Source organism: Pseudomonas sp. EA_65y_Pfl2_P74 (genome assembly GCF_963970575.1).
GTDB lineage: Bacteria > Pseudomonadota > Gammaproteobacteria > Pseudomonadales > Pseudomonadaceae > Aquipseudomonas > Aquipseudomonas baetica_A.
Map to the genome: position 1 here is coordinate 17526 of NZ_CAXAOQ010000016.1, position 22047 is coordinate 39572.

10 protein-coding genes are annotated in these 22047 nt (G+C 57.9%); 4 read left to right on the plus strand and 6 right to left on the minus strand.

Annotated elements, in window-relative coordinates; all coding sequences use genetic code 11:
• Positions 1-24 precede the first annotated feature (24 nt).
• The 4 genes from AACY18_RS14665 (at position 25) to AACY18_RS14680 (ending at position 15229) form a co-directional block, all read left to right on the plus strand.
• Positions 25-3195, plus strand: a complete 3171-nt coding sequence (locus AACY18_RS14665; RefSeq protein WP_339465233.1) for a hypothetical protein — start codon at positions 25-27, stop codon at positions 3193-3195.
• Between the two features lie 144 nt (positions 3196-3339).
• Positions 3340-7077, plus strand: a complete 3738-nt coding sequence (locus tag AACY18_RS14670; RefSeq protein WP_339431005.1) for a Tc toxin subunit A — start codon at positions 3340-3342, stop codon at positions 7075-7077.
• Positions 7074-11180, plus strand: coding sequence for a Tc toxin subunit A-related protein (locus tag AACY18_RS14675; protein WP_339465234.1), 4107 nt, complete (start codon positions 7074-7076; stop codon positions 11178-11180). The genes AACY18_RS14670 and AACY18_RS14675 overlap by 4 nt, the downstream gene beginning before the upstream one ends.
• Positions 11177-15229: a hypothetical protein gene (locus AACY18_RS14680; RefSeq protein WP_339465236.1), complete on the plus strand. Its 4053-nt coding sequence runs from the start codon at positions 11177-11179 to the stop codon at positions 15227-15229. Before AACY18_RS14675 ends, AACY18_RS14680 begins: the two co-directional genes overlap by 4 nt.
• A gap of 25 nt (positions 15230-15254) precedes the next feature.
• Here the strand turns inward: AACY18_RS14680 and AACY18_RS14685 are convergent, their stop codons facing one another.
• The 6 genes from AACY18_RS14685 to AACY18_RS14710 are packed head-to-tail and all read right to left on the minus strand — an operon-like array spanning position 15255 to position 21974.
• Positions 15255-16586 (minus strand): DUF58 domain-containing protein, encoded by a 1332-nt coding sequence (locus AACY18_RS14685; protein ID WP_339465237.1) that lies wholly within the window; start codon positions 16584-16586, stop codon positions 15255-15257.
• Positions 16583-17584 carry an AAA family ATPase gene (locus AACY18_RS14690; RefSeq protein ID WP_339431001.1) on the minus strand — a complete coding sequence of 334 codons (1002 nt, stop codon included), beginning with the start codon at positions 17582-17584 and terminating at the stop codon, positions 16583-16585. The genes AACY18_RS14685 and AACY18_RS14690 overlap by 4 nt, the downstream gene beginning before the upstream one ends.
• Complete coding sequence (locus tag AACY18_RS14695) at positions 17581-18744, minus strand: DUF4350 domain-containing protein (protein WP_339431000.1); 1164 nt, start codon at positions 18742-18744, stop codon at positions 17581-17583. The genes AACY18_RS14690 and AACY18_RS14695 overlap by 4 nt, the downstream gene beginning before the upstream one ends.
• Positions 18741-20288, minus strand: a complete 1548-nt coding sequence (locus AACY18_RS14700; protein ID WP_339465238.1) for a DUF4129 domain-containing protein — start codon at positions 20286-20288, stop codon at positions 18741-18743. Before AACY18_RS14700 ends, AACY18_RS14695 begins: the two co-directional genes overlap by 4 nt.
• The gene (locus AACY18_RS14705) at positions 20275-21252 is read right to left on the minus strand and encodes a stage II sporulation protein M (RefSeq protein ID WP_339430998.1); all 978 of its coding nucleotides are present in this window, start codon (positions 21250-21252) and stop codon (positions 20275-20277) included. The genes AACY18_RS14700 and AACY18_RS14705 overlap by 14 nt, the downstream gene beginning before the upstream one ends.
• On the minus strand, positions 21249-21974 hold the full coding sequence (locus tag AACY18_RS14710; protein WP_339430997.1) for an RDD family protein: 726 nt from the start codon (positions 21972-21974) through the stop codon (positions 21249-21251). Before AACY18_RS14710 ends, AACY18_RS14705 begins: the two co-directional genes overlap by 4 nt.
• Between the last annotated feature and the right edge of the window lie 73 nt (positions 21975-22047).

Consider the following 22047-nt stretch of genomic DNA (forward strand, 5'->3'; position numbering starts at 1 on the left):
ACGCCGACAATTGGAGCCCCGTGAATGACTTCCGACGACAGCGACAAATCCAGTCTGGAAATTTCCGGGCAGCAAGACAAAGAACTCGTCAATCAAACTGATCTTCGCGAAGTAACTGAAGATGCATTGGTTTCTGGCGCGGGGCCGCAACAATCGAGTGATGATCTTGCTTCCTCTATGTCGAAACCTCCCCCAGTAGAGTTGTTAGCGCCATATAGCTCTGTCATTCAAGGATGGGCGTTCAAATTGGAGTTCCGAATTCCTTGGGACGGAACCCATCAAGTATGGATAGATTACATGGTCGATGGCGTCATTCATCATCAGGTTTCCGAGTGGTTTCCCGGGCGTGTTGTTAATGTCGTCAATACAGCGTATACGAGCGACGGCGCAAGGTCGCTACGCATCCAGTGGCGTCTCGGAGATGAATTTTCGGATTACAGGTATCTCGATTACTACATTATTCATGACGTTTTAAGTTTCGAAGATATTTCAGAAGACTTTACCATTCGCGGTTATGGGGGGGGCGGAACGACGGCTTTTGCGTTGGAGGTGGGTCCCGGGAGTCACAACGCACTTGGTGCTGAAGTGGATTGTGGTCAGACTTGGGTTGCGCCGCTTGATACGGTGTACCCCCCAGGAAAAAAATCCATTGGGATGTTCCAAACGGCTCGTTATAAGAATCGTCAGTACTTTCGCTTATCTGCAGTCAGAGAAATGTTTTATTTATATTTGCCAAAGCTGGAGTCTCCCCGGCAAGGGCAAGTCTTGCGAACGTCCGAGTTGAGTTTCAGTGGCAAGGGGCATCGCGGATTAAGACTTCAGGTAGTGAGTCGAGATGATCACTATGACGTATTAAGTGAAGCTTCAGTAACTGCTTCCGATTCTTGGAAGTTGGCACCATTAAAAGAACGCATCCGATCTGGGGAACTCACTGTTGAAGTACAGTATACACACCCCAATATCAGCCACGGATACTCAAGAGCGGTCACGTTTGTTGCCGTCGGCGTGCTTGAAGTGCTCAAACCAGGACCCTCTTCTACGCAGGAGCCGAATTTTGTGTTGGAAGGGGACAACGGTGTAAGCGGCGCCAGTATTTCGGTGTATTTGGATCTCACCAATTCGCTGGTCGGCTCGGCGGTTGTGCCTGAGAAAGGTAGTTCGTGGGTTGCTTCTGTCGCTGATTTGCCACCAGGGCCGATCAGTCTCGTTGTCGAACAGGATCTGGGCGGTGTGTCATCCGAACGCAGTGCACCGCGAGCCTTCAGAATCCGCCCTCCCGAACTGGAAAAACCTGATGTCACCTTACTCCCGGATACAAGCTTGAAGTTCTCCGGCACGGGCCATTTCGATCAAAACCTCTCCACCGAAATCCAGTTCTCTGCCAGCGACAGCTCGCTGCCTTTACCTCCCAACATCCGCGTCGATGGGCTGGGTCAGTGGGAAACCGCCCCCGTTGTCTGGCCTCTTGGCTCCTACAAGATGAAGGTGATTCAAAAAATCGCCGACAACGCCAATGGCTGGATCGAATCGCTGCCGCTTGAATTCGAAGTCCACAACAACATGCCGGATATCACCGAGGCGAGCTACACCGAGGAGTATCTACCCGTCTTCAGCGGTGAAGGTTACACAGGCGCCACCGTCTCGCTCAGGTTTCCCGATACAACCGAGGCTGCACGAAGTGTAGCGGTCGTGAACGGCAAATGGTCGACCCCGGCATTGGTGAAGTGGGGGCCAACCAACAAGCGGGAAGTCCACATTACACAGCATCTGGGAGACCATCCCTCGCAACGTCCTTTCATACTGCACGTCACGATTCCACCGCTGGCGCCAGGCCTGGATGATCCTTCCGAGGAGGGGCTGGAGCCGATGTTCAGTGGCACTTGTTGGTCTGAAGCGGTGGTGAAGCTCCGGTTCAGCGACGACGGCTCGGAGTACGAAGCGGATGTGGAGGGCGAGCGCTGGGCATTTCAGCGAACCAAAGCATTTGAACCGGGAGTCCTCCACCGCGTCACCGTTACCCAGATCGTTGTCGATGTCCCTTCAGTGCCGGCATCGAAAACCTTCACTGTCCACAGAGTCATGTTGCAACCGCTCATCGTCGCGCCGGTATCCGGCTCAGAAGTGGGGTACGACGTCACCATTGAAGGTGATAACGGCATGCAGGGCGCGATGATGCAATTGCATGACAGCCAGATGGGAGGAACGCTGGGCGCTCCGCTCGAATTGCTTGAGGAGGGCAAATGGTCGATCGAACTACGCGATCTGGAGCTGAGGCATTACTTCCTCCACGCGCAACAGATACTTAACGGGCAAGAGTCGACCAACAGCGCTGTGCACGAACTCAAGGTGGTGGTGCCGCCGCCTCGATTCACGACGCCGATCCCTGGCGGGAAAGCGCCGCGCACCTCGAAAATTGCTGGCACTGGCCGACCTGGCGCGCGGGTGGAGGTCTGGCTGGAAGGCGCTACTGAGCCATTGCTGACGGATATTGAAGTGAACGCGTCAGACAGCTGGGAAGCCGAAGTGAGTCTGCCGGTGGGAAACACAACCATCTGGGCTTTTCAAACCTTCGTCCACAATGGCACTCCACAACGCTCTCAGCCCAATGAGCGTTTGCGTTACAAGGTCGTGCCGGCGGCTCCGTTTATCGAAACCCCGACTGCCGATGACCATGTCGGCCGACGGGTCGTGGTGTCGGGTTTCGCGACGCCCGGCGACACCGTGACCGTGACGCTGGGTAGCGACCAGGCAAGCGTCGAGGTGCGGGAAAACCGGACGTGGTCGGTAACGCTGAAGCCTGGGCAAAACGAAGGCAATCATGAACTCGAAGTTGTGGCGGCTTACGAAGGGTTTGAATCCGATAGCGCGAAACGCACGCTTCAGCTGGCAACTTATCTGCCCACCATTGAGATACCCGCGCCGGGACGCTGGGTCAGCAACCCGGTGCTGTTTGCCGGCACAGGCCGTCAAGGTGTCGGTGTTCTGGTCGACCCCTTCAACCCGGACAAGACATGGGCAGCGTCGATTCAGGTCGACCCTGACTGGCAAGGCCTGTCTGACCAAGCGCTACCGTTGGGTGGCAACTGGTGCCGTTTCAAGCTGCAACCAAGCGATAGCGATCCGCTGGGTTCCGACTGGGTCGCCAGTGAGCGGTTTGAAATCGAATCAGCACCGACGGGTAAATCACACTTGTAAAATTCCGATGAACGGGCATTAAACCTGTCATTTATGACAGTTGGCGGCTGCTGCGTTCAAGCGCTAAATCCTTATGGAACGCTGGGTCCGCCTGACACGACAGTCAGGCGGGCCGGGCCCGTTATCGACTCAAGGAATGTGACCATGGCTGATTCACTCCGTCCCGCTGCGCAGTTGTTCATTCAGCTGTTTGGTCAGCAAACGTCCACTGCGCAAAACCGGCTTTCGAAACTCTGGAGTTACGTTGAGGAAGGGGGATCGTTTTTCCCACTGGTCGAAAAGGGTATTCCGGTGCTGGTCGGCGAGTACGGACTTGAGCAGGAAGAGGCGCGACGTTTTTTGCGCCGGGCCAACAGCCTGGCGAGCTATGTGCGGCGTCGGTTTATTGAACATCACGTGGAGAGGGATAAAGCCGGGTCGATAGGACCGTCCAGTGGTTTGATGTCGCTCGTTGACGGGCCGCAACTGGAGCGAATATTCGATCTGCAATTGAGAGCCAAGTGCCCCTCGGATTCTCTGGAGTCCATGTTCGGGCCTTCGGCGTATCTGGTCTTTTTGTATCGCTTGATTCGCGACTTGATCGAATCCGTTGGTGACGACACCCAGCTGCCGTTGCATGAGCGTCGCACGGATTTGATGACGTTGACGGTCGACAGTAAAGCGGTGAACGCGCCGGAGTCATCAGTCGACGTGGTCGTACGCGTGCTACAGGCGTTCATCGCTGCGAACACGGTGGTTCCAATTGAACAGGCATTGATCACAGCACGCTATCCCAACGGTCTGCCGTATTACCAGCATTGGGTCACGGTTGATGGGGTTGCGGGTTTCAGCGGACGATCAGTGGGGGATTTTGCCAACATCGTTGACAGGAAATTCCCCAACTTCTTGCACTCCGCGTCCCTGACCAGGCTTGCCGCTGCTGCTCTGGCTCATGCCTCTCGGCTGGGCCCTTACCAGCAGCAGCTTCTTACTGAGGAATACACATATCCCGAGGATATGTATCAGTTCTATCTGGAGAACTTTGGCACCGAAGACACTGAGTATCTGAATCTCAATCAGATATTTTATTTGGCTCAACGTACAAATCTTGTGGCCGAGGAGATTACAAGTCTTTTTTCGGTTGGGGACTACGCGCCGCGGCGTTCGGCCAATGTGAATTACTCCAGTGAGCCCGATGTCCCGGAAGGCGGCCGATCCGGCTCGGTTTACATCAATGATAATGCTCACCCCGCTATCGGTATCACCACGCAGTCAGGGAATAGTTTTCATCGGATAATCGTGAATCCCAATACCCCAAGAGGCTTGAATACATTTGATCGACTCAACCGCAAGTTGCGCCTGGACAAATGGCTGAATCTGTCCCCTGAGCAGACTGACGCCCTGTTGGTGGCAGCGATCAGGGCGCAAGCGCGTGGAGCCGAAAAGCCTGAGGTGTGGGCGATTTCGGTCAACGTGATCCATGCGTTGGGCCTGTTTCAGCGACTGCGTGAACGCTACAACTGCACGGCAGCGGATTTCGCCGTGTTTCTCGATGAACTGTCACTGTACGGTCGCGGTGATGCACTGTCGCAGTTCGATCAGGTCTTCAACAATCAAGATAATTATCGCGAGCCGCTGAGACTCGACGGCACACCGTTTGCGCTGATACCGACATCGGACCAAGACAATCTGACGGTCAGCCAGCTATGCAGTGGTTTGGGCATTGATCTTCAGACTTACCACTACCTGGCGTTGGCGATAGCCCAGGCTCATGATCTTACCGATAGTCTGGTGCGCAGTTCGCCGGTCATTTCCAGTTTTTACCGTCTGGTAAAACTGCCCCGGCTGTTGAATATCACGCCGGTCGAAGGCGTGTTGATGCTCAGTGTGCTGGGGGGAGAAACCTGGCTCAAAGGGCTGGCGGGCACGCCGTGTATTGTCGACGTGGCGGGTGATGACAGCCGCATTGACGCCACGGCTGGCGATCCGGGTGTGCTGAGCCTGATCGAAGCCATGCAGGCCTGCGTGCAATGGTGCGAGCAAAGCAACATGTCGGTGCTGTGGATGTTGCAGCACGTGAGTGCACCACTGCGTCTGAGCGATTTCTCCCAGCAGGACCAACAGTTCTTCGACAAGATCGGCACCCTCCTGCCCAGCGCGCGGTTATCCAATAATTCTTTTCTCGTAGCCGGTATTCCGCCGGCCGGAGAAAGCGACTGGCTGGATTTACTGTCGATTGACAGTGAGGGGCTGGCGCCGGTTGTCGATGTCAATGGGCTGATACTGGCCACTGCCATGACGCCGGAGGATTATTCGGCCTTTGCCCGCGAGAAGCTTGAATGGGCCGTCAGGAACGGCCTGGACATTGAGGACGCCCAGGTCAGCGTCTTGGCCGAGATCATGCTCGCCGTTCTTCTGCAGGCCAGAGACGCTCAAGTGTCGCTGGTCAGGGAGTCGCTGGCAGTCTACGCCGGCATTGAGGGCGAATTGGCCGTTCTGGTGCTGAACTGGGTCGATGCTTCGGTGTACCAACTGTTGCGCCAGGTGTATGACCGCACTGACCTCGAACCGCCAGCGACGCAGCGCAGGCGCGACGAACCTTCAGATCCGTTACTCCAATTGCTGGCTGTTGTGCGCCAGCGCGCCGAAGTCGTTTCAATGCTGGGTTTGAGTGCGGCCCTGCTCCGGGATTATCTGGATTATGGATATGAGGCGTGGGTCGACCAAAGCATCATCGATCCCTCTCAAAAATCTGTGTTCTCGGTGCGCATACTTTACGCGATGACCACGCTGACCCGCGCGTTCAGCATGAGTGAACAGCCGGAACAGAAATTGCTGGACTATCTGCGTCAGGTCCATTCGCTTCCTGCCCGACCCAGCGAGGATGCATTGCGGGTGGTGCAGCAGGCAGCAGCCATCAAACTGGCTGAATTCTTTGCCTGGAGCGCGCAGGAAGTCAGCGAATGTGTTCGCCATATCGATCCTGAAACCCAAGTGTTGAAAACCCTGGAACAACTGGATCTGCTGATACGCGTTTACCAGTTGTCGATGCAGACCGGTATGGATGCCCGGACCATTTTGCGGATCGGTACCTTGCCGGAGACAACCGATGCCAGCGAGGCCTATGCCCAGGCAGCTGAACTGGCTTTGCTCAGTCAGACCCAGACGCCTGTGCCTGTCGTGCAAGCACCGGGCGAACTGAAGCAGTTGGTCAGGATGACTTGCGCAGTAGAACCGACGGAAGTCTTCGCTAGTAAAAAAGATGAGAAAGCGATCATTACGATGACGCTCACCGACGCCCGAGGCGCAGCGTTGAAAGGCATCGCTGTTGATTGGCACTCCGAGCTAGGGACCATCAAATCGGGCATCACCGATCCCAATGGAGTCCTCACGGCTGAGTATTTTCCGGGCACAGTCTTGGGCACGGACAGCCTTTATTTTTCCATGAGCCTGCTCGAGCCTGAGTGGGCAGTGAGCATCAACGTCATCGCTCACGCCGAGAGCATGAGTTTCCCGACCGGGCTGATGTCTCCGGTGCCAACGGAGGTCGTGCCGCTTGGTCAGGAAATCACACTCTACGCCACGATGGTGGACCAGTACGCAAACCTTGGGGCCAACATGCTGGTGGACTGGGCCTGGGAAGGAGATACAGATCCCGAAGAACGACCAACGATCCGTCCGGCACAGGGTTTCACCAATCAGCAAGGTCAAACCACGGTTTATATCACCAGCGATTTCAGCGGTGAATTCGAAGTCGGTATACGCAGCCTGGCAAGCGGGTTGGGGACACTCTTCGAACCCATCAGGTTTGGGGTGACGCAAGGCCGCAGCCACTCGCTTGAACAAGCGTCAACGCCTTCCGCCAGTGACTCGGGAACCTCTTCCACGGAGCAAGGATCATGACATCGAACAACATTGGTCTGTTGCAGGAAAAACGTCGTACCGCGTTGCTTGAGTATTGCATCGGGCAAGTAAAGGCTGAGCGTTACCCGCCTTTGCGGACCCCGGAGGACGTGTTCGAATTGCTGCGCATCGACCCGTTGGACAGTGCTCGAGTGCAGACGTCGGGGGTGGCCGAAGCGATCAGTTGTGCGCAGCAATATATCAGTGCGGTGTACAACAAAATGGAGCCCGGTTTCGAAAACCACGAGTTTCCCCCTGAACAGCTTGAAAACTGGGCGCTGTACAACAACTACTCGGACTGGGCCGCAGTGCAGATGATCGCGCTCTACCCGGAAAACTACATCAATCCGTTCGTCCGTCAGCGTAAGACGGATCTGTTCAAGGCCCTTGAAAACAACCTCAACCAGGCCCGTTTGAACAGCGATTCGGTTCAAGCCGCGCTACAGGATTACTTGCAAGCCTTCGAACAGATCTGCGATCTGGATGTTGTCAGTGGCTACATGGACGGCACGACCCCGGAGCGCGCCGATTATTACTTTCTCGGGCGTCAGCGGGTGCCGCCGTTCCAGTACTTCTGGCGCAAGGCGCAAATCGAGATCACGCCCACGTGTGTGGCCGTCAACCCGGCGGCGTGGAGTGAATGGAAAGCGGTGGATGTTCAACCTGCCGGGCGGGTGCTGGACATGCGTCCGGTGGTCTGGAATGGCCGACTGTGTCTGGTCTGGGCGCAGTGGCGGGACAAGGTCGGCGAGCTCATCAAAGCCGTCCCCGCGGATCCCTCAAAGGACGACAGATCCCGATTCGTGCCCCATCAGCTGGATATCAATGTGGCCTTCATGAGGCAGAACGGCCAGTGGTCGGCGCCTTTGAATTTACGCCATGGCGAGTTTGATGAGGATCTCTCTGCGGGTGCCCGGTTGATTGCAACCGTGTGGGTCGACTCTCAGAATCCCAAAGGCAAGCTCGGGGTATTGCTGGACAATGATAAAACCGGCACAGCTGCCTTGAAAGAGACCGCGATCATCGATGTGCTGATGCGCCCCGTTGTTGAAGACGGTGGTAACTGGCTGGAGCTGGCCAAGACTGAGCGATTTGTTTCTGCCTTGACGGTTCAGCACCCCTTGGGTCTTGAGGTTACTGTGGTCCCAAGTGAGTCACCGCCAGGCTCCATGGCAGCTTTTCTGGGGCTGAACGTCTTCGCCATGCGATCGGGTAGTAATGATGTGCTGACGGTTGAGGGTTTTTGCCGGCCCACAGGTTTGTCAGAGAAAAATACAAACTTTACCTTGCAGTTGGAAAATCCCGCCAATGGCGACCCCGCGCCGGTGAAGCGTGCGGTGTCGACAGCCGGCGGTTGGACAATGAATTTTTTGGGTACTTTCACTCGACCAAAGGGGACGTGGAGCAACGTCAGGTTCACTCTAAAGAACGATACTGACGGCTTTGGCGGTAAACAGTTTGCCCTGACGATTGTCGACCTCCCGTATTTCCTCCCGCCAACGCTGCTTAAAAACGCCACGGATGCCGCCCAGTTCCTCGACTTTCAACTGGGTGATGACTGGGCGTTGCGATACGTTCGGCTCAATTCGCTGTTCGGCCCCGAGCTGGTCACGCGCTCCACTGTCTCTGCGGCGACTCTGATTAATTTGGACTCCCAGCATCTGTCAGAGCCGCCGCCTACCAATGTTGATTTCGAGGAGCGCAACGGCGCTTTCGACGGTGCCAACGGGCTGTTTTTCTGGGAGCTGTTTTTCCATCTGCCGCATTTGATCGCGACACGCTTGCGTGATGAAGAGCGGTTTGCCGAAGCCCAGACGTGGCTGCATTTCATTTTCGATCCCCGGGCCCCTGCCGACAGCAGCTCGGTACCCGAGAAACCACGTTTCTGGCGCTGCCGCCCCTTGATCAACGATCTGGGGCATGCCGGTTGTGAAGCCGCAGCGCCCGCCGACCCGGATGCGATTGGATATTCGGCGCCTGTGCATCTGAGGCTGCTGATGTTCATCGAATATGTGAAGAACCTCATGGCCTGGGGGGACTGGCATTACCGCCAACTGACCCGCGAAAGCCTGGTGGCGGCGAAGCTGTGCTATGTACAAGCGGGATCATTGATGGGCAAACCGCCTCTGACTCAAACGGTGAACTTGTGGCAGACCGCGACGCTGGGGAACCTTCTGGCCCAAAGTTGCACGCGTACGGCACTGGAAGCGTTCGAGCAGACATTGAATTACAGCCTGGCAGATGTTCCGGGCGGCTCCGATACGGCTCCCATGCTGGGCATGTTGGGGTGTCCGCCGTTCAGGGCACCCATCAATGATGAGTTGTTCGCGTGGTTCAACGAGCCGCAGTACCGCATGAACAACTTGCGCAACAACTTGACCATTGATGGCAAGCCAATGCTCCTGCCGTTGTTCAACCCACCGACTGACCCGAACCAATTGCTGCGCGCTCTGGCCGCAGGTGGTGTCGGTGGTGCCAGACCGATGGGCGGACGGCTGGTGGTGATTGCGTTTCGCTGGCGTACGATCTTCGAGGTTGCCTTGCGTGCGGTGCAGGTCTTGCAGGATTACGGCAGCCAAGTACTCAATCTGCTTGAGCGGCGTGATCGTGCCGAGCAGGAAGAGCTGCAGCAAAACCATCTGGTGGAGTTGGGCAACTACGCCAAAACCGTGCAGGAGCAATCCATCGCTCAGTTGGAAGCGAGCATGACGGCGCTCGAGCAGAGCCGGACAGTGGCCCGGGAACGGGCTGCTGCTTACGCAGCCCGCTATGACGAAAACGTGTCGGCTGTCGAATATCAGGTCATGGCAAACCTGGACCAGTCCAAAGAGCTGGCGCTGACTGCCAAAATCCTCAAACCGGTAGGCGCGGCCTTGGCGGCCGCGCCCAATATCTTCGGTATGGCGAACGGCGGGTTTCGTATCGACAAAGTTACGGATGCCATCTGCTTTGGCCTGGAGATAGCTTCGTCGATGCTGCAAATCGATGCCGACAAGCAAGCCACCACCGAAGGTTATCGCCGTCGCCGCAATGAATGGGGGCTGCAACGCGATCAGGCGCTGGCAGAAATCGCGGCCATCGATGCGCAAATCGTCGCGCAGAACCATGCGGTTGATGCGGCTAGAACCAACCTTGCGCAAACGCTGCGAGCTAACGCTCAGGCGCTGACGATGTACAACTATCTTAAAAAGCGCGCAACCAATGCCGAATTGTTCGGCTGGATGCTGGGCCAGCTCAAGGCCTTGCACTATCAGGCTTACGACGCGGTGGTCAGTCTTTGCCTCAGCGCGCAAACGGCGATGAGCGCCGAAACCGGCGATTACGATTCACATATTCCCTTGCCGCAGGTCTGGCAGGATCAACGTCACGGTTTGACTGCTGGCGAGCATCTGCGCGCGCACCTGCTGCGTATGGAGCGTGAGTACTTGCAACGCACCGAGCGACGGCTTGAACTGGTGAAAACCATCTCGTTGCGTCGCCTGTTCAATGACGCAACTGACCCTCAGGGCGTTGGTGGTTGGGAGGCTGCATTGGCGCAATTGCAGACGACCGGCTCGCTGGAGTTCAGACTGACGCAATTGCTGTTCGATCGGGATTATCCGGGACATTACTGCCGGCAGATCAGTTCGGTGGAAGTCGACTTGCCAGTGCTGACGGGTCCTTTCGAGGACGTGCGCGTGACGTTGCTGCAGGTTGGCAGCATGACCGCCAGCCGGGCTTCGGTGCAGTCAGTGCAGTACTTGCATAAACCTGATCCTGGGGAAGTGGCCCCTTCCGATGTGCTGTTCAACTTGCGTCCGGGCCAGCAGATCGCCCTGTCGGTGGGGATTGCCGACAACGGCATGGCGGCGGCGAAGCCAGACGAAGGTTTGCTCTTTCCATTTGAAAATACCGGTGCGGTGTCTGCCTGGGAGCTGAAATGTCCATGGCATAACGAACCGCCGCAGAAGGCCATGCTGCGCTCGATGAACGATTGCATCTTGCGCATTCGCTATACGTGCAAGAGCGGAGATCAGTCGTTTACCGATTCGGTGAAGGAGTTGGTCAATGCAGCACAAGCAAGAGCGTCTGGCCGGCAAGGGCAAGGGAGTGCGCAGTCATGAATAATCCTATCGTTCAGGTCAATGAAAACCTGGTGTGCAACGGTGATTTCGAAGAAAGGTTCGAATGTTGGGCAAGGACGGGTGCGGTTGCCATAGGCCTGGCGTATTACGACAACACGCCTGTCAAACACATCAAAGCGCCGAAGGGCACGGGTGTCACGCAGGACGTCACACTTCCAAGAGATCCTGATGGCAATGGTGCTTATTGGCTGAGTTTTCTGTGGGAAAGCAGTTTCAGCCAATCAGGCTGGGTGAGGATTTCTCAGGGAGAAATCGAGCATTACCGCATCGAACTCAAACCCGTCGGTAAACCTGATCAGGTACAACATCGCGAGGGTCTCGGATCAGGGCCAGAGAGGCGATTCAGTCCGACCCTGCATGAAGTGCAACTGACATCGGACATCTCAAGCTCAAAGCCGCTGCGCATCGAAATATACAGCTCGACAGAGTCTTCAAGTCCATTTGGCGAACTCTGGGTTACACGCGTCAAAGTCGAGTTGAAACTCGCGCCACTTGAGTTGCAGGAAATTGGGCTGGACGGCGTGTCGTTTCTGCCCTTGCGCAAAATGTACCTGTGTCAGGGCGCCAGCAGGGGCGGAGCTTTTGGCAGCAATGCATTGATCACGCCCCACGTACTCGGTTTTGTACCTGTGCCGGATAACCCTTGGGACGGCACCCCGGTTGAATTGAGCATCGACAATAACCCGCAGGGCGCGATTGTCGCGACGCCTGCTTGGGACACCCAGCAATCGCTGGACGTGCCATGGACGCTCGATTGCCCGTTAATCGATGATCAGGACTACGAATTCACCCTGAGCTTGCGCAACCGTTACACCGCGCAGGCCTACGAGATCCTCGTATCGCTGGGGCATCATCGACTGATTTTTCGTGAGGTGGTCGAGGCCGCTTATTACCCGTTGATTGAGCAAAGTGTCCGTTTGGGTGTGCAAGTAGCGTCGTATTACACCGGCCAGCCATTTGCCGGGCTTACGGTGAACTGGGCGACCGCCGAGCATGGGGTGTTGGCGGCTACCGTTACTGGTGAACAAGGTTGGGCTTACTTCGATTATGAGGCGAAGGCAGCAGGGGACTTCGTTATTGAAGCCTCTGTGGTCAGCCTTTATTACGAGCAGGGTGTGTGGACTCAGACGTTTGACGTACTGGTACTGGGCGAGGATCCGTGGGCACGGTTGACTGTCCGTGAAAACAACGAAATCAGGGACTGGATTGATAACAGTTATCCGAACCGGGGTTCTACCCATTTCATTGATGTAATGCTAGAGACCAACAGTCGTCTGCGAGGCAGCGACTTCTATTTGCATTGGCACGGTGACAAGCCAGGGCAACTGGGTGTCGTGGTCAGTCCGCCACTGGAAACATCGGTGCCCATGCCGATCGATGGAGGGGGCACTGCATCCTGGACGCTGAACTGCGAAGACCGGCGCGACGGGATATTCGAGTTGTCACTGGTCTGCTCGAAGCTGTTGTTGCCGTCGCCCAGAAAACGCATGTCGCTGGCGCGCAACAGGATCAGGATCAAAGAGGTACGCCAGGCCGAGAATAGTCCGGTGGTGGAGGAACACGAAAGTGCGTACCTGCGCTTGCAAGTGGTGCATGTTACTGATCAGGGCGACGGCGAACCGGTGATCGGTGCGCTGGTCGAGTGGCAAACCGCCGACAGCGTCGTGCAAAGCCAAACGGGAATCGGTGGTTGGGGGAGCCTGAAGTTTTACACCAGAGAACCCGGGACTCATGCGATCACCGCAGCGGTCCGGGCGCATGAATCTGCTGCGCCGCATGAGTGCGAATTCAGCGTGACCGCGATGGCCAGGAGTTCTTGGAAAGACAAGGTCAACATCACATTTGATCGTGGTCTGATCAACCAGGATCGAGGGGTTGCCTGCAAACGAGGTCTCACCCATTCCCTGGAGGTCACTGCCCTCGCCGGCAGTCCTCTTATCGGCCAGGAAATTACGTTGGCATGGGGCATCGACGAACCAGGCATCGGGCTGGTGGTGAGTGAACTTGGCGAGCCCAGGGTATTGCGGGCAGATGAACCGCTGATCTGGACCCTGAGCTCTGAATTCGCCAAGAGCCGCAGCAGCATGTTCGGACTGCGGTTGTTGACCAATTCACTGGAAGATCGAGAGTTGCTCGGCCGCTTGGTTTCACCGGACATTTACGATGAATTCACTCTGGAACTGGATCATATGAGCACCGACCGAGGTCAGTCGCTGTATCCCTGCCTGGGTGCCGTACACCGGTATATTTTCAGAACTAACGCACTGAGTGCCCTGGTGGGGCTTGCCATGGATTTGCAATGGAACGGAACTCCAGCGTCAGAGTTGGATATCGTTCTCGACCCGCCTCCACATAGCCACAATGTTATTGATGAAAGTGGCATGACCTGGACACTGGATTGTTCAGATAGTCGGGGGGGCGGGGCGTTCGGTCTGAAATTCTTGACGTGGGATGGCTCGACGGATGTCACCAGAATGCACTTGGGCCACAACAAACTCAGCATTGAAACCGTACGTGAGTCTGCCGTTTTCCCGATCGTGGGTCAGGACCCAGCATGGATGTGGGCGAAAGTACGTTCGGATTTCTCGCAAGCTGCCATGGTTCAAGTGCCAACTCAGTGGAAGGTGGATGGTCATTCTGAAGAACATGTGACTGCTGACGATGGCTGGGCAGGCTTTGCGTATGGGGCAACCACAGGCGGATCGGCAACGGTTGAGGTGTCTGTCAGCAGTCCGTATGACAATGCTACAGATACACGTTCGATGGAGGTCTGTTCGCTGGCCGACGATCCATGGGCTCGATTGCAGTTCAGTATGGACAACGGGCCTGCACAGCCTTTCGGCCAGGACACCGGTTTTGCGCGTCGCAAACTGACCCATAGAATCGACGTAACTGCCCCGCAAGACACCTTCTTGTCCGGTCGAAATTTGACGCTGGGCATGGTCGGCACCGGGCCTGAGGCACTCGGCATTCGTTTTACTCAGCCAGTACTCGGTTTGCCAAGGGTCTTTAGCCGCGAGGCGGGATTCACCGATTCCTTCATGGTCGATGACAAGCGTAACGGCAGTTTCGGCTTGTTTCTGGCCTGCGAAAGCCTGGCTCGATGGTCACCTGTCAATGCAATGTCGGTGGGTGAAGGCGCGCAAGTGGTGAAGATCGCCGAGCGTTCGAGGGTTAGCCAGACGCTGTACTGGGGCGAGGCTGTGTCCGAGCAGATCACCGTTGTTTCGACCATCAGCGGCAGGCCGATGGCGGGGATGAATGTTGTCTGGCGCACTCCGGATCTTGGCGAGGTGACGACGACCACCAACTTCTACGGCGAGGCGCGGATCCGCTTTGTGCCCAGGACTCCCGGAGCGGCGCAACTGACCGCGACGGTGGGGGATGCGCAGTATTCGGAAGCGATTTCATTGCCGTATTTCCTGCATGAACCTCGACAGATCAAGGAACTGTTCAGCGATGATCTGACCGGTTATCCGGGGCAGGAAGTTTCAGCCCGGGTTTACGTCGTCTCGGCCATTACCGGTAATCCCTTGGCAAACGTTGAGGTCAATTGGGAATTCCCTGGAGTCGACATCGCGCCGACGACAACCGATAGCGAAGGTATCGCCAATGTTGTGTTCCGACTTTCGGCTCTTCAACCCGGTCTTCTCGATGCAGGCGTTCGGGGGGGCTTGGCTGGATGGGAGGTCAGTTCGATTCCTTTTACGCTTAAAGCGCACGAGCGAATGATGACTGAGATCAGAGGCAGTGGCAGTTACCCGGTGGATCAATCTGTGCCTGTCTCATTCAGGATCGTCTCGATCCCCGACGGCAAGCCGATTGTCGGTCAGAAAGTTCTCTGGGGACTGAACAGTGTTCCCGATGGCTCATCATTTTCAACGGAAGATGGATGGGTGAGAAAAAGTTATTCGTCGCAAGGAATGGTTGGCTACAAGACCATTCGTGCTTCTGTTGTCGATGAGCAGGGGGCGGTACTTGATGAGGAAGTATTCCGGCTTCAATTCTTTGACTCGGAGTTGCCTTGAACCTCGTACAGAAATCAGTAGGGGGTCATGCGGTTCCGCTCCTTTTCCAACTGAGATACTGCGTCACCAGTTCGGCCCCCAACTCTGCGGGCCGGACATCCACCACCGGAACGCCATGAGCGCTCAACCGCTCATGGAGTTCTGCCCGCTCATTCAGGTAACTCACCGTGCCGCAGTAAGCCAGCGCTTCGGGCAGCGTTTGCAACGTGGTCTGGCGTAACGTGTCCAGCGTTTCTTCGCGCAGACTGGCGACCAATACCCGATGTTGTGCGCTCAGGCGTTTGACCGCGCTCAGCAGTTCCTCATCGTCCTCATCGCGCAGGTTGGTTACCAGCACCACCAAGGCCCGACGCTTCTGTCGCGTCAGCAGTTGATTGGCGGCGGCCTGATAGTCGGCAGGGCGCTGCGTGCTGTCGAGGTCATAAACCGTGTTCAGCAGTACGTTCAGTTGCGCGCTGCCTTTGACCGGCGCGAGATGGCGTGGGTGATCGCTAGCGAAGGTACTCAAACCCACCGCATCGCCCTGACGCAAGGCCACATAACTGAGCAACAGGCAGGCATTGAGCGCGTGGTCGAAGTGCGACAGTTCATCGTCCTGGCTGCGCATGCGTCGGCCACAGTCGAGCATGAGGATAATCTGCTGATCGCGCTCGTCCTGATATTCACGGGCAATCGGTGAGCGTTGGCGTGCGGTGGCTTTCCAGTCGATCTGGCGCAGGCTGTCGCCTTCACGAAATTCGCGCAGTTGGTGAAATTCCAGGCCCTGACCGCGACGTTGCCGCTGGCGCACGCCGAGCTGGCTGAGCCAATTGTCCACCGCCAGCAGTTCGCCGCCATAAAGTCTGGCGAAATCCGGATAGACGCGGGTGTTGTCGATCACGTCGAGCAAGCGCTTGCCTGACCATAATCCCAACGGGCTCGGCAGGTTCACTTCGCAATGCTCGAAGCTGAAATGGCCGCGTTGCAACGGGCGCAGGCGATAGCTGATCTGGCTGGTTTGACCGGGCTGCAGCTCGACGTTCAGTGGCAGGTTTTCAAAACTCAGGCCATCCGGCACATGGTCGAACAGCTCAATGTTCAGTGGCATGGCAAAGTCATGTGCAACCTTGAGTTGCACCTCACCCCAGCGCCCGAGCGCCAGACTGCCGGGCATCTGCCGTGTGATGCGCAATGCCGGCAGACGCTTGAGGCGCAGGGCGTCGAGCGTCGCCAATGCCAGCAGTGCCAGCAGCAATCCCCAGTTGATTGAAATCAGGCTGGCCGGGAGGTCGATCTGCAATGCCTGCAAGGTGCCCAGCAGTGTGCCGATGAGCAGCAGCAGAGCCAGCCAGATCAGCAGCAGGCGCGAGGGTTTCACAGGCGCGGCGCCGGAACTTGGTCGAGCAGTTGCAGCAGTACCTGATCGACTTGCAAACCTTCTATGTCCAGTTCTGGCGCGATGCGCACGCGGTGGCGCAGCACGGCCAGTGCGCAGCCCTTGATGTCATCGGGAATCACGAATTCGCCGCCGCGCAACAAAGCGCGGGCACGGGCGCAACGCACCAGCGCAATCGAGGCGCGTGGCCCGGCGCCAAGGGTCAGCCCCGGCCAGGTGCGCGTGCTGCGCGCCAGACGCACGGCGTAATCGAGCACCTGATCGTCCAGCGGCAAATCGCTGGCAATACGCTGCAAGGCCTGCACGTCCTTGGCTTGCAACACCGTGCGCAGCGGCTGCACATCGAGCATGTCGGCGCGGGTCGAGCGGCTGACCTGACGCACCATGTTCAGCTCCTGATCGGCGTCGGGGTAGTCCATGCGCACCTTGAGCATGAAGCGATCAAGCTCGGCTTCGGGCAGTGGGTAAGTGCCTTCCTGTTCGATCGGGTTTTGCGTGGCGAGAACCATGAACGGTTGCGCGATGGGCAGGGCACGACCTTCGAGTGTGACCTGACGCTCCTGCATGGCTTCGAGCAGTGCCGCCTGGGTTTTCGCCGGGGCGCGGTTGATTTCGTCGGCCAGTAACAGGTTGGTGAACAACGGGCCTTTGCGCAGCTTGAACTGCTCGGTGTGCAGGTCGTACACGGCGTGGCCGGTGACGTCGCTGGGCATCAGGTCCGGGGTGAACTGAATGCGCGCGAACTCACCGCCGAAACACCGGGCCAAGGCACGCACCAGCAGGGTTTTGCCCAGACCGGGAACGCCTTCAAGCAACACATGGCCGCCGGCGATCAGCGCGGTCAGCACGTCGTCGATCACCGCGTTCTGGCCGATCACGGCTTTGTGCAATTCGCCGCGCACCGCTTGAGCCAATTGACTGGCGCGCTGGCGTTGCTGGGCGGCGTGGCTGGCGCTGCCGGGCTCGATCTGTTCAGTCATAGCGTGTTCCTCAAGGTTTGCAGGTGGGCGACCTGGCGGCAGAAATCGGCACTGGATAAGCGCCGATCCGACACCGGGCTCAGGGCCTGGCTGATGGCGCGGGTGGGTTGTCGGGTCAGGCGCGACAACGCCAGCCATTGTTCGGCAACGTTCAATTGATCAAAGCCGGGGTGACGGCGACGGGCGCGGCGCAGCACATCCTGTTGCAGTGCTTGCAGCAGCGCCTGCTGGCCGTTGTGGCGCAACAGAAAATCGGCGCTGGCGCGCAGGTGTTCCTGCAATTGCCGGCGTCCACTCGGGGCGGGTAATTGCAGTGGGCCGTGACGCACGCCGACATGCCAGAGCCACAGACCGATCAACGCGAGCAAGGCGACAATGGCTTGCGGGAAGTAGCGCCAGAGCAAGCTCAGCAGGCCATCGTGCTCGGTGTTGTAGATCAGCGTGACATCGGTGTCAGCGCTCAGATACCAGAGCAGCCAGGCATTGTCGTATTGGCTGATGGTCTTGTTCTTCCACAACTCGGCGTCGGTGACCACGGTGATCGTGCCAAGGCTATAGGGCAGTTGCATCATGTGCGTGGCCTTGGCGCTGTTGGCCCAGGCTTGCGCGAGGTTCTTCGGGTCGTCGAGGTGGAAGTCGGTGTCGAAGCCGGCGTAGGCCGGTGCGTTTTCGTCTTCCAGATAGAGTTTGGTCAGTTTCGGGAAGCGCTCTGGTTCAGCGTCTGCGGGTACGTCTTTCAGATCCTTGCTCAGGGATTGATGCAGTTGCACGCGATCGAGCAACAGATCGTTGCTTTGTTTGCTCTGCTCATCCCACAGCGACTCGGCGACGAACACCAGTCGCCCACCGGCCCGGGTCCAGTTCAACACTTGGTCAACCTGACGCGGGGTCATGCGTGAGCGGTCGTTGAACAACAGCAACGTGTGGCGGCGTGGATCGATATCGGGGAGTGCCGCGAGGCTTTCGGCATGGCTGACGTTGAGCCCGCGTTCACGTAAAAACAGCTCGGCAGCCAGATACGGATTCGCTTGCGCGGCGGGAGAGGGGCCGTGATCGACTTCTTCCTGATAAGGCGTGGCGTTGAGGTAGAGGAACACGCTCAGCGTGCCGATCAACAGGGCGATCAACGCAGCCACCCACCACAGTGTCCGGCGATTCAACGGGCGGCTCCGGGACCAAACAAGGCACGCCAGCCATCGCACAGCTCCTGCTTCAAGGGGGCTGCCGGGACGCGATGCCCATAGGCCATGTTCTGCCAATGGGTAGTCAGGCTGCGGCTGAAGGCGAGCAGTTCCGGGCGTTGCAATTGTTCAACGTGCGCGAGTACCTGAAGTTCGGTATCGGCGGGTTTCAGGGTCATATCGAAGTCGTGGAGCAGATGGCTGAGCAGCCCTCGATACAGCAGGCCCAGCGCTGCACGGGGTTGGCTTGGCCAGAGTTGTTCGGCGCTGCCTGCAATGTCGTCAGGCAAGGTGTCGCGGTTCAAATCCAGGCCGAAGGCTTGTTGCGGCAGCGCGCGTTTCGGTTTGGCAGACAGTCTGGGGCGGCGGCTGACGAACGCTTGCAGATAGTCGCGATAACGCCAGATCAGCCAGCCGAACGCAGCAATCACCGTGCCCCACAACAGCACTTCAATAATCTTCGCCAGTCCATTCAAGTGTTGCCCGTCGAGCCAGCCCAAAAGGGTTTTCAGCCACTGCGGCGCTTCACCCGGTGTTTGCGCTTGGGCAGGTTTCGCCGGGTCGTCGCTAAAGCGATAGCGGGTGACGGATTCCTTGTTCTTGAACGGCGGTTGCTCAAGCAGTGCCTTGATGCTGTCCCGTGAGGCCTGACTGGTCAGAGGCTGATTCAACAGTCGCGGTGCCTGTGGACTGTCATCCGGTTCATCAGCCCAGGTCGAAGGCACATTCGGCAGCACCAGAAAAACTGCCAGCAGCACTCCCAATACACCGTTGTTCAGGCGCTGTCGCAAGCGACGAAACACCAGTTCGATATCCCAGGCTTCCAGTTGTGTGCGCCGGTTCAGATAAAGACTGAAGCCGCAGGCGACATAGATCGGCTCCCACACCACCAGCACCAGCGCGTAGAAGGCATTGGTCAGGTGTTCGAGCCAGCGCCAGTCTTGATCCGCCGCGAGTATCAGCGACTGCCAGCTCCAGTCCGTTTCGATTTGCTGCGGCAGCAGCATGTAGAACAGCACCATCAGGCCGATCCACAACGCGGTTTCCAGGTGCACGCCGATGATGGTCAACCACTGCGCTTTACCTGCGTTGCGTTGCAGGAGCACGTGCAGACGCTGTTGTCTGGCGCTGCCGTCGAGGCCCTCGAGTTGTACCACCGGCAGCAGGAAGCTGCGGCTGAAACTCAGACGGCGCCAGGTCAGGCTGGCCAGCAGTTGCGGTTTGAGCAGGCGCGGCCATTCGCGCAGGGCTTGCTTGAGTGTCGGCGTTTCGCCAAACAGCGCTTTCGACAGGATATACAGCGGCAGGCGTTCATACGCCGGTTTCAGCCACCAGAAGATAAACACCGCCAGTGACGGCGAATTCCACAGCAACAGACTGAGCAAGGCGAACAGCGGCAGGGTGACAATCGCCCAACTGGTCATCAGCAGACGCCGATGTTGCTGGCTCATCAGCACGCCCAGGTCCATGGCTTCCCAGGTCGTGCGCGGGCGAATCACCACAGTGGCGTCACTCAGGCGCATGGCGGGTCCTTCCGGCGAACAACAGATAGACCGCGACCAGAGCCCAAAGCGCGGCGCCGACCAGATACTTGGTCAGTGGTGTGACGCTGGTTTTCGACGACCAATAAGCTTCGATAAACGCGGCAATCAACAGGAACAACATCACGCCGCAGACCAGCAACACGCTTTTGCGTGCGGCGCGTTTCAGCGCTTCGCTGCGGGTCAGCCGCCCGGGCGCGATCAATGCCCAGCCGAGTTCCAGGCCGGCGGCCCCGGCGAGGGCGATGGCACTGAGTTCAAAGGCGCCATGGGCGATGACGAATGACCAGAAGGTCTGGCCGAAACCGATCTCGCTGAGGTGCCCGGCCACCGCGCCGATGACCATGCCGTTGTAAAAAAGAAAGAACGCACTGCCGACGCCTAGCAACAAGCCACTGGCGAAAGTCTGAAAGGCAATGCCGATGTTGTGCATCACGTAGTAACCGAACATCACCCAGTCTTCGCTGGCCGCGCGTTCGGCGGGGCGCCCGAGGTGTCCGGCGACCGGGTCGTACATGCCTTGCATCTCGCGCACCTGATCGGCGGGGATCAGGTTGTACACCAGTTCGGGAAAGAAATAGACCAACACGCCGACGCCCATCAGGCTGCCGAAGAACAGCAGGCTGGCGACCAGCACAAAGGGCCATTCGGCACGGACCAGGCGGGGGAAGTCGGCGAGGATGAAACTCAGCAGATTGGCGCCGAGTCGACTGCGGTGACGGTAAAGCTGTTGATGCCCACGCAGCACTTGTTGTTGCAGCGAATCAATGAGGAAACTGCTGTAGCCGCGTTCCTGCGCCAACGCCAGATGCTGGCAAAGCCGGCGGTAGGCTTTGGGGAAACCGGCGACTTGCGAAGTCTCCTTGCCGCGCTCAAGGCGTTCAAGGGCCAGTGCAAAACGCTCCCATTCGGCCTTGTGCCGCGTTTCGAAAAGGCTTTGTTTCATGTCGGGCCCAACAAGCCGCGAGCGATGCCATTGAGTTCAGCCACAGCCTTGGGCGCTGGAATGTGCAATGGCTGGGCGAGCAGGGCCGCCAGTTCATTGACCCGTGCAGGCGATAACTCTCCTTGGCGCTCGGCAAAGCCCAGCACGGCGCGTTGTTCGGCGAGTGTCAGGGGCACCGGTGAGCGTCGAGGTTCGGCATCAGACAGTTGCGGACGACTGAGCGGGCGTTCGCTGTAGACCACCAATGTGCCGGCTGCGATGTCGCCCAGACGTTTGAAGGTCGGGTGTTGCAGGCAACTGATGGCGCCGAGGAAGTAACCGAATGGCAGCAGATCGACAAAGCGCAGCAGGTTGCGCAGCAGGGAGGCCGACCAGCCGATGGGGGTGCCGTCATCGTGCACCACGCGAAGCCCCATCCATTGTTTGCCCGGCGAACGTCCCTGACGCAGCACTTCAAAGAGCACCATGTACCACCAACTGATCGCGAACAGCAAAAGCGAGCCGAGGCCCATGCCGAGCTTGCCGAGAAATGCCAGCACGATAAACAGCACGCCCATGAGCACGCCGCGGAGGCCCAGATCAATCGCGAAGGCGATGGACCGCACCATCAACCCGGCCGGACGCAAGGGCAAGTCGATGCCTTCCGGTGTTTCGACCTGATGCCGCGTATCCAGCGGCGGGGCCAGCGATGCTTTCCTTGGCGGTGCTGTGGGTTCGAGCATGGGCTACCTGATGTTCGCCTGTTCGGGGTGCAAGTGAACCCGATGCTAGCAGCCTCTCGGGGGAAAACGACAT

What these genes read in the sequence shown, in the direction of transcription:
- AACY18_RS14705 (WP_339430998.1), bottom strand. Translation starts at nt 21,252, where the DNA reads ATGAAACAAAGCCTTTTCGAAACGCGGCACAAGGCCGAATGGGAGCGT.
- AACY18_RS14710 (WP_339430997.1), bottom strand. Translation starts at nt 21,974, where the DNA reads ATGCTCGAACCCACAGCACCGCCAAGGAAAGCATCGCTGGCCCCGCCG.
- AACY18_RS14670 (WP_339431005.1), top strand. Translation starts at nt 3,340, where the DNA reads ATGGCTGATTCACTCCGTCCCGCTGCGCAGTTGTTCATTCAGCTGTTT.
- AACY18_RS14675 (WP_339465234.1), top strand. Translation starts at nt 7,074, where the DNA reads ATGACATCGAACAACATTGGTCTGTTGCAGGAAAAACGTCGTACCGCG.
- AACY18_RS14690 (WP_339431001.1), bottom strand. Translation starts at nt 17,584, where the DNA reads ATGACTGAACAGATCGAGCCCGGCAGCGCCAGCCACGCCGCCCAGCAA.
- AACY18_RS14680 (WP_339465236.1), top strand. Translation starts at nt 11,177, where the DNA reads ATGAATAATCCTATCGTTCAGGTCAATGAAAACCTGGTGTGCAACGGT.
- AACY18_RS14665 (WP_339465233.1), top strand. Translation starts at nt 25, where the DNA reads ATGACTTCCGACGACAGCGACAAATCCAGTCTGGAAATTTCCGGGCAG.
- AACY18_RS14700 (WP_339465238.1), bottom strand. Translation starts at nt 20,288, where the DNA reads ATGCGCCTGAGTGACGCCACTGTGGTGATTCGCCCGCGCACGACCTGG.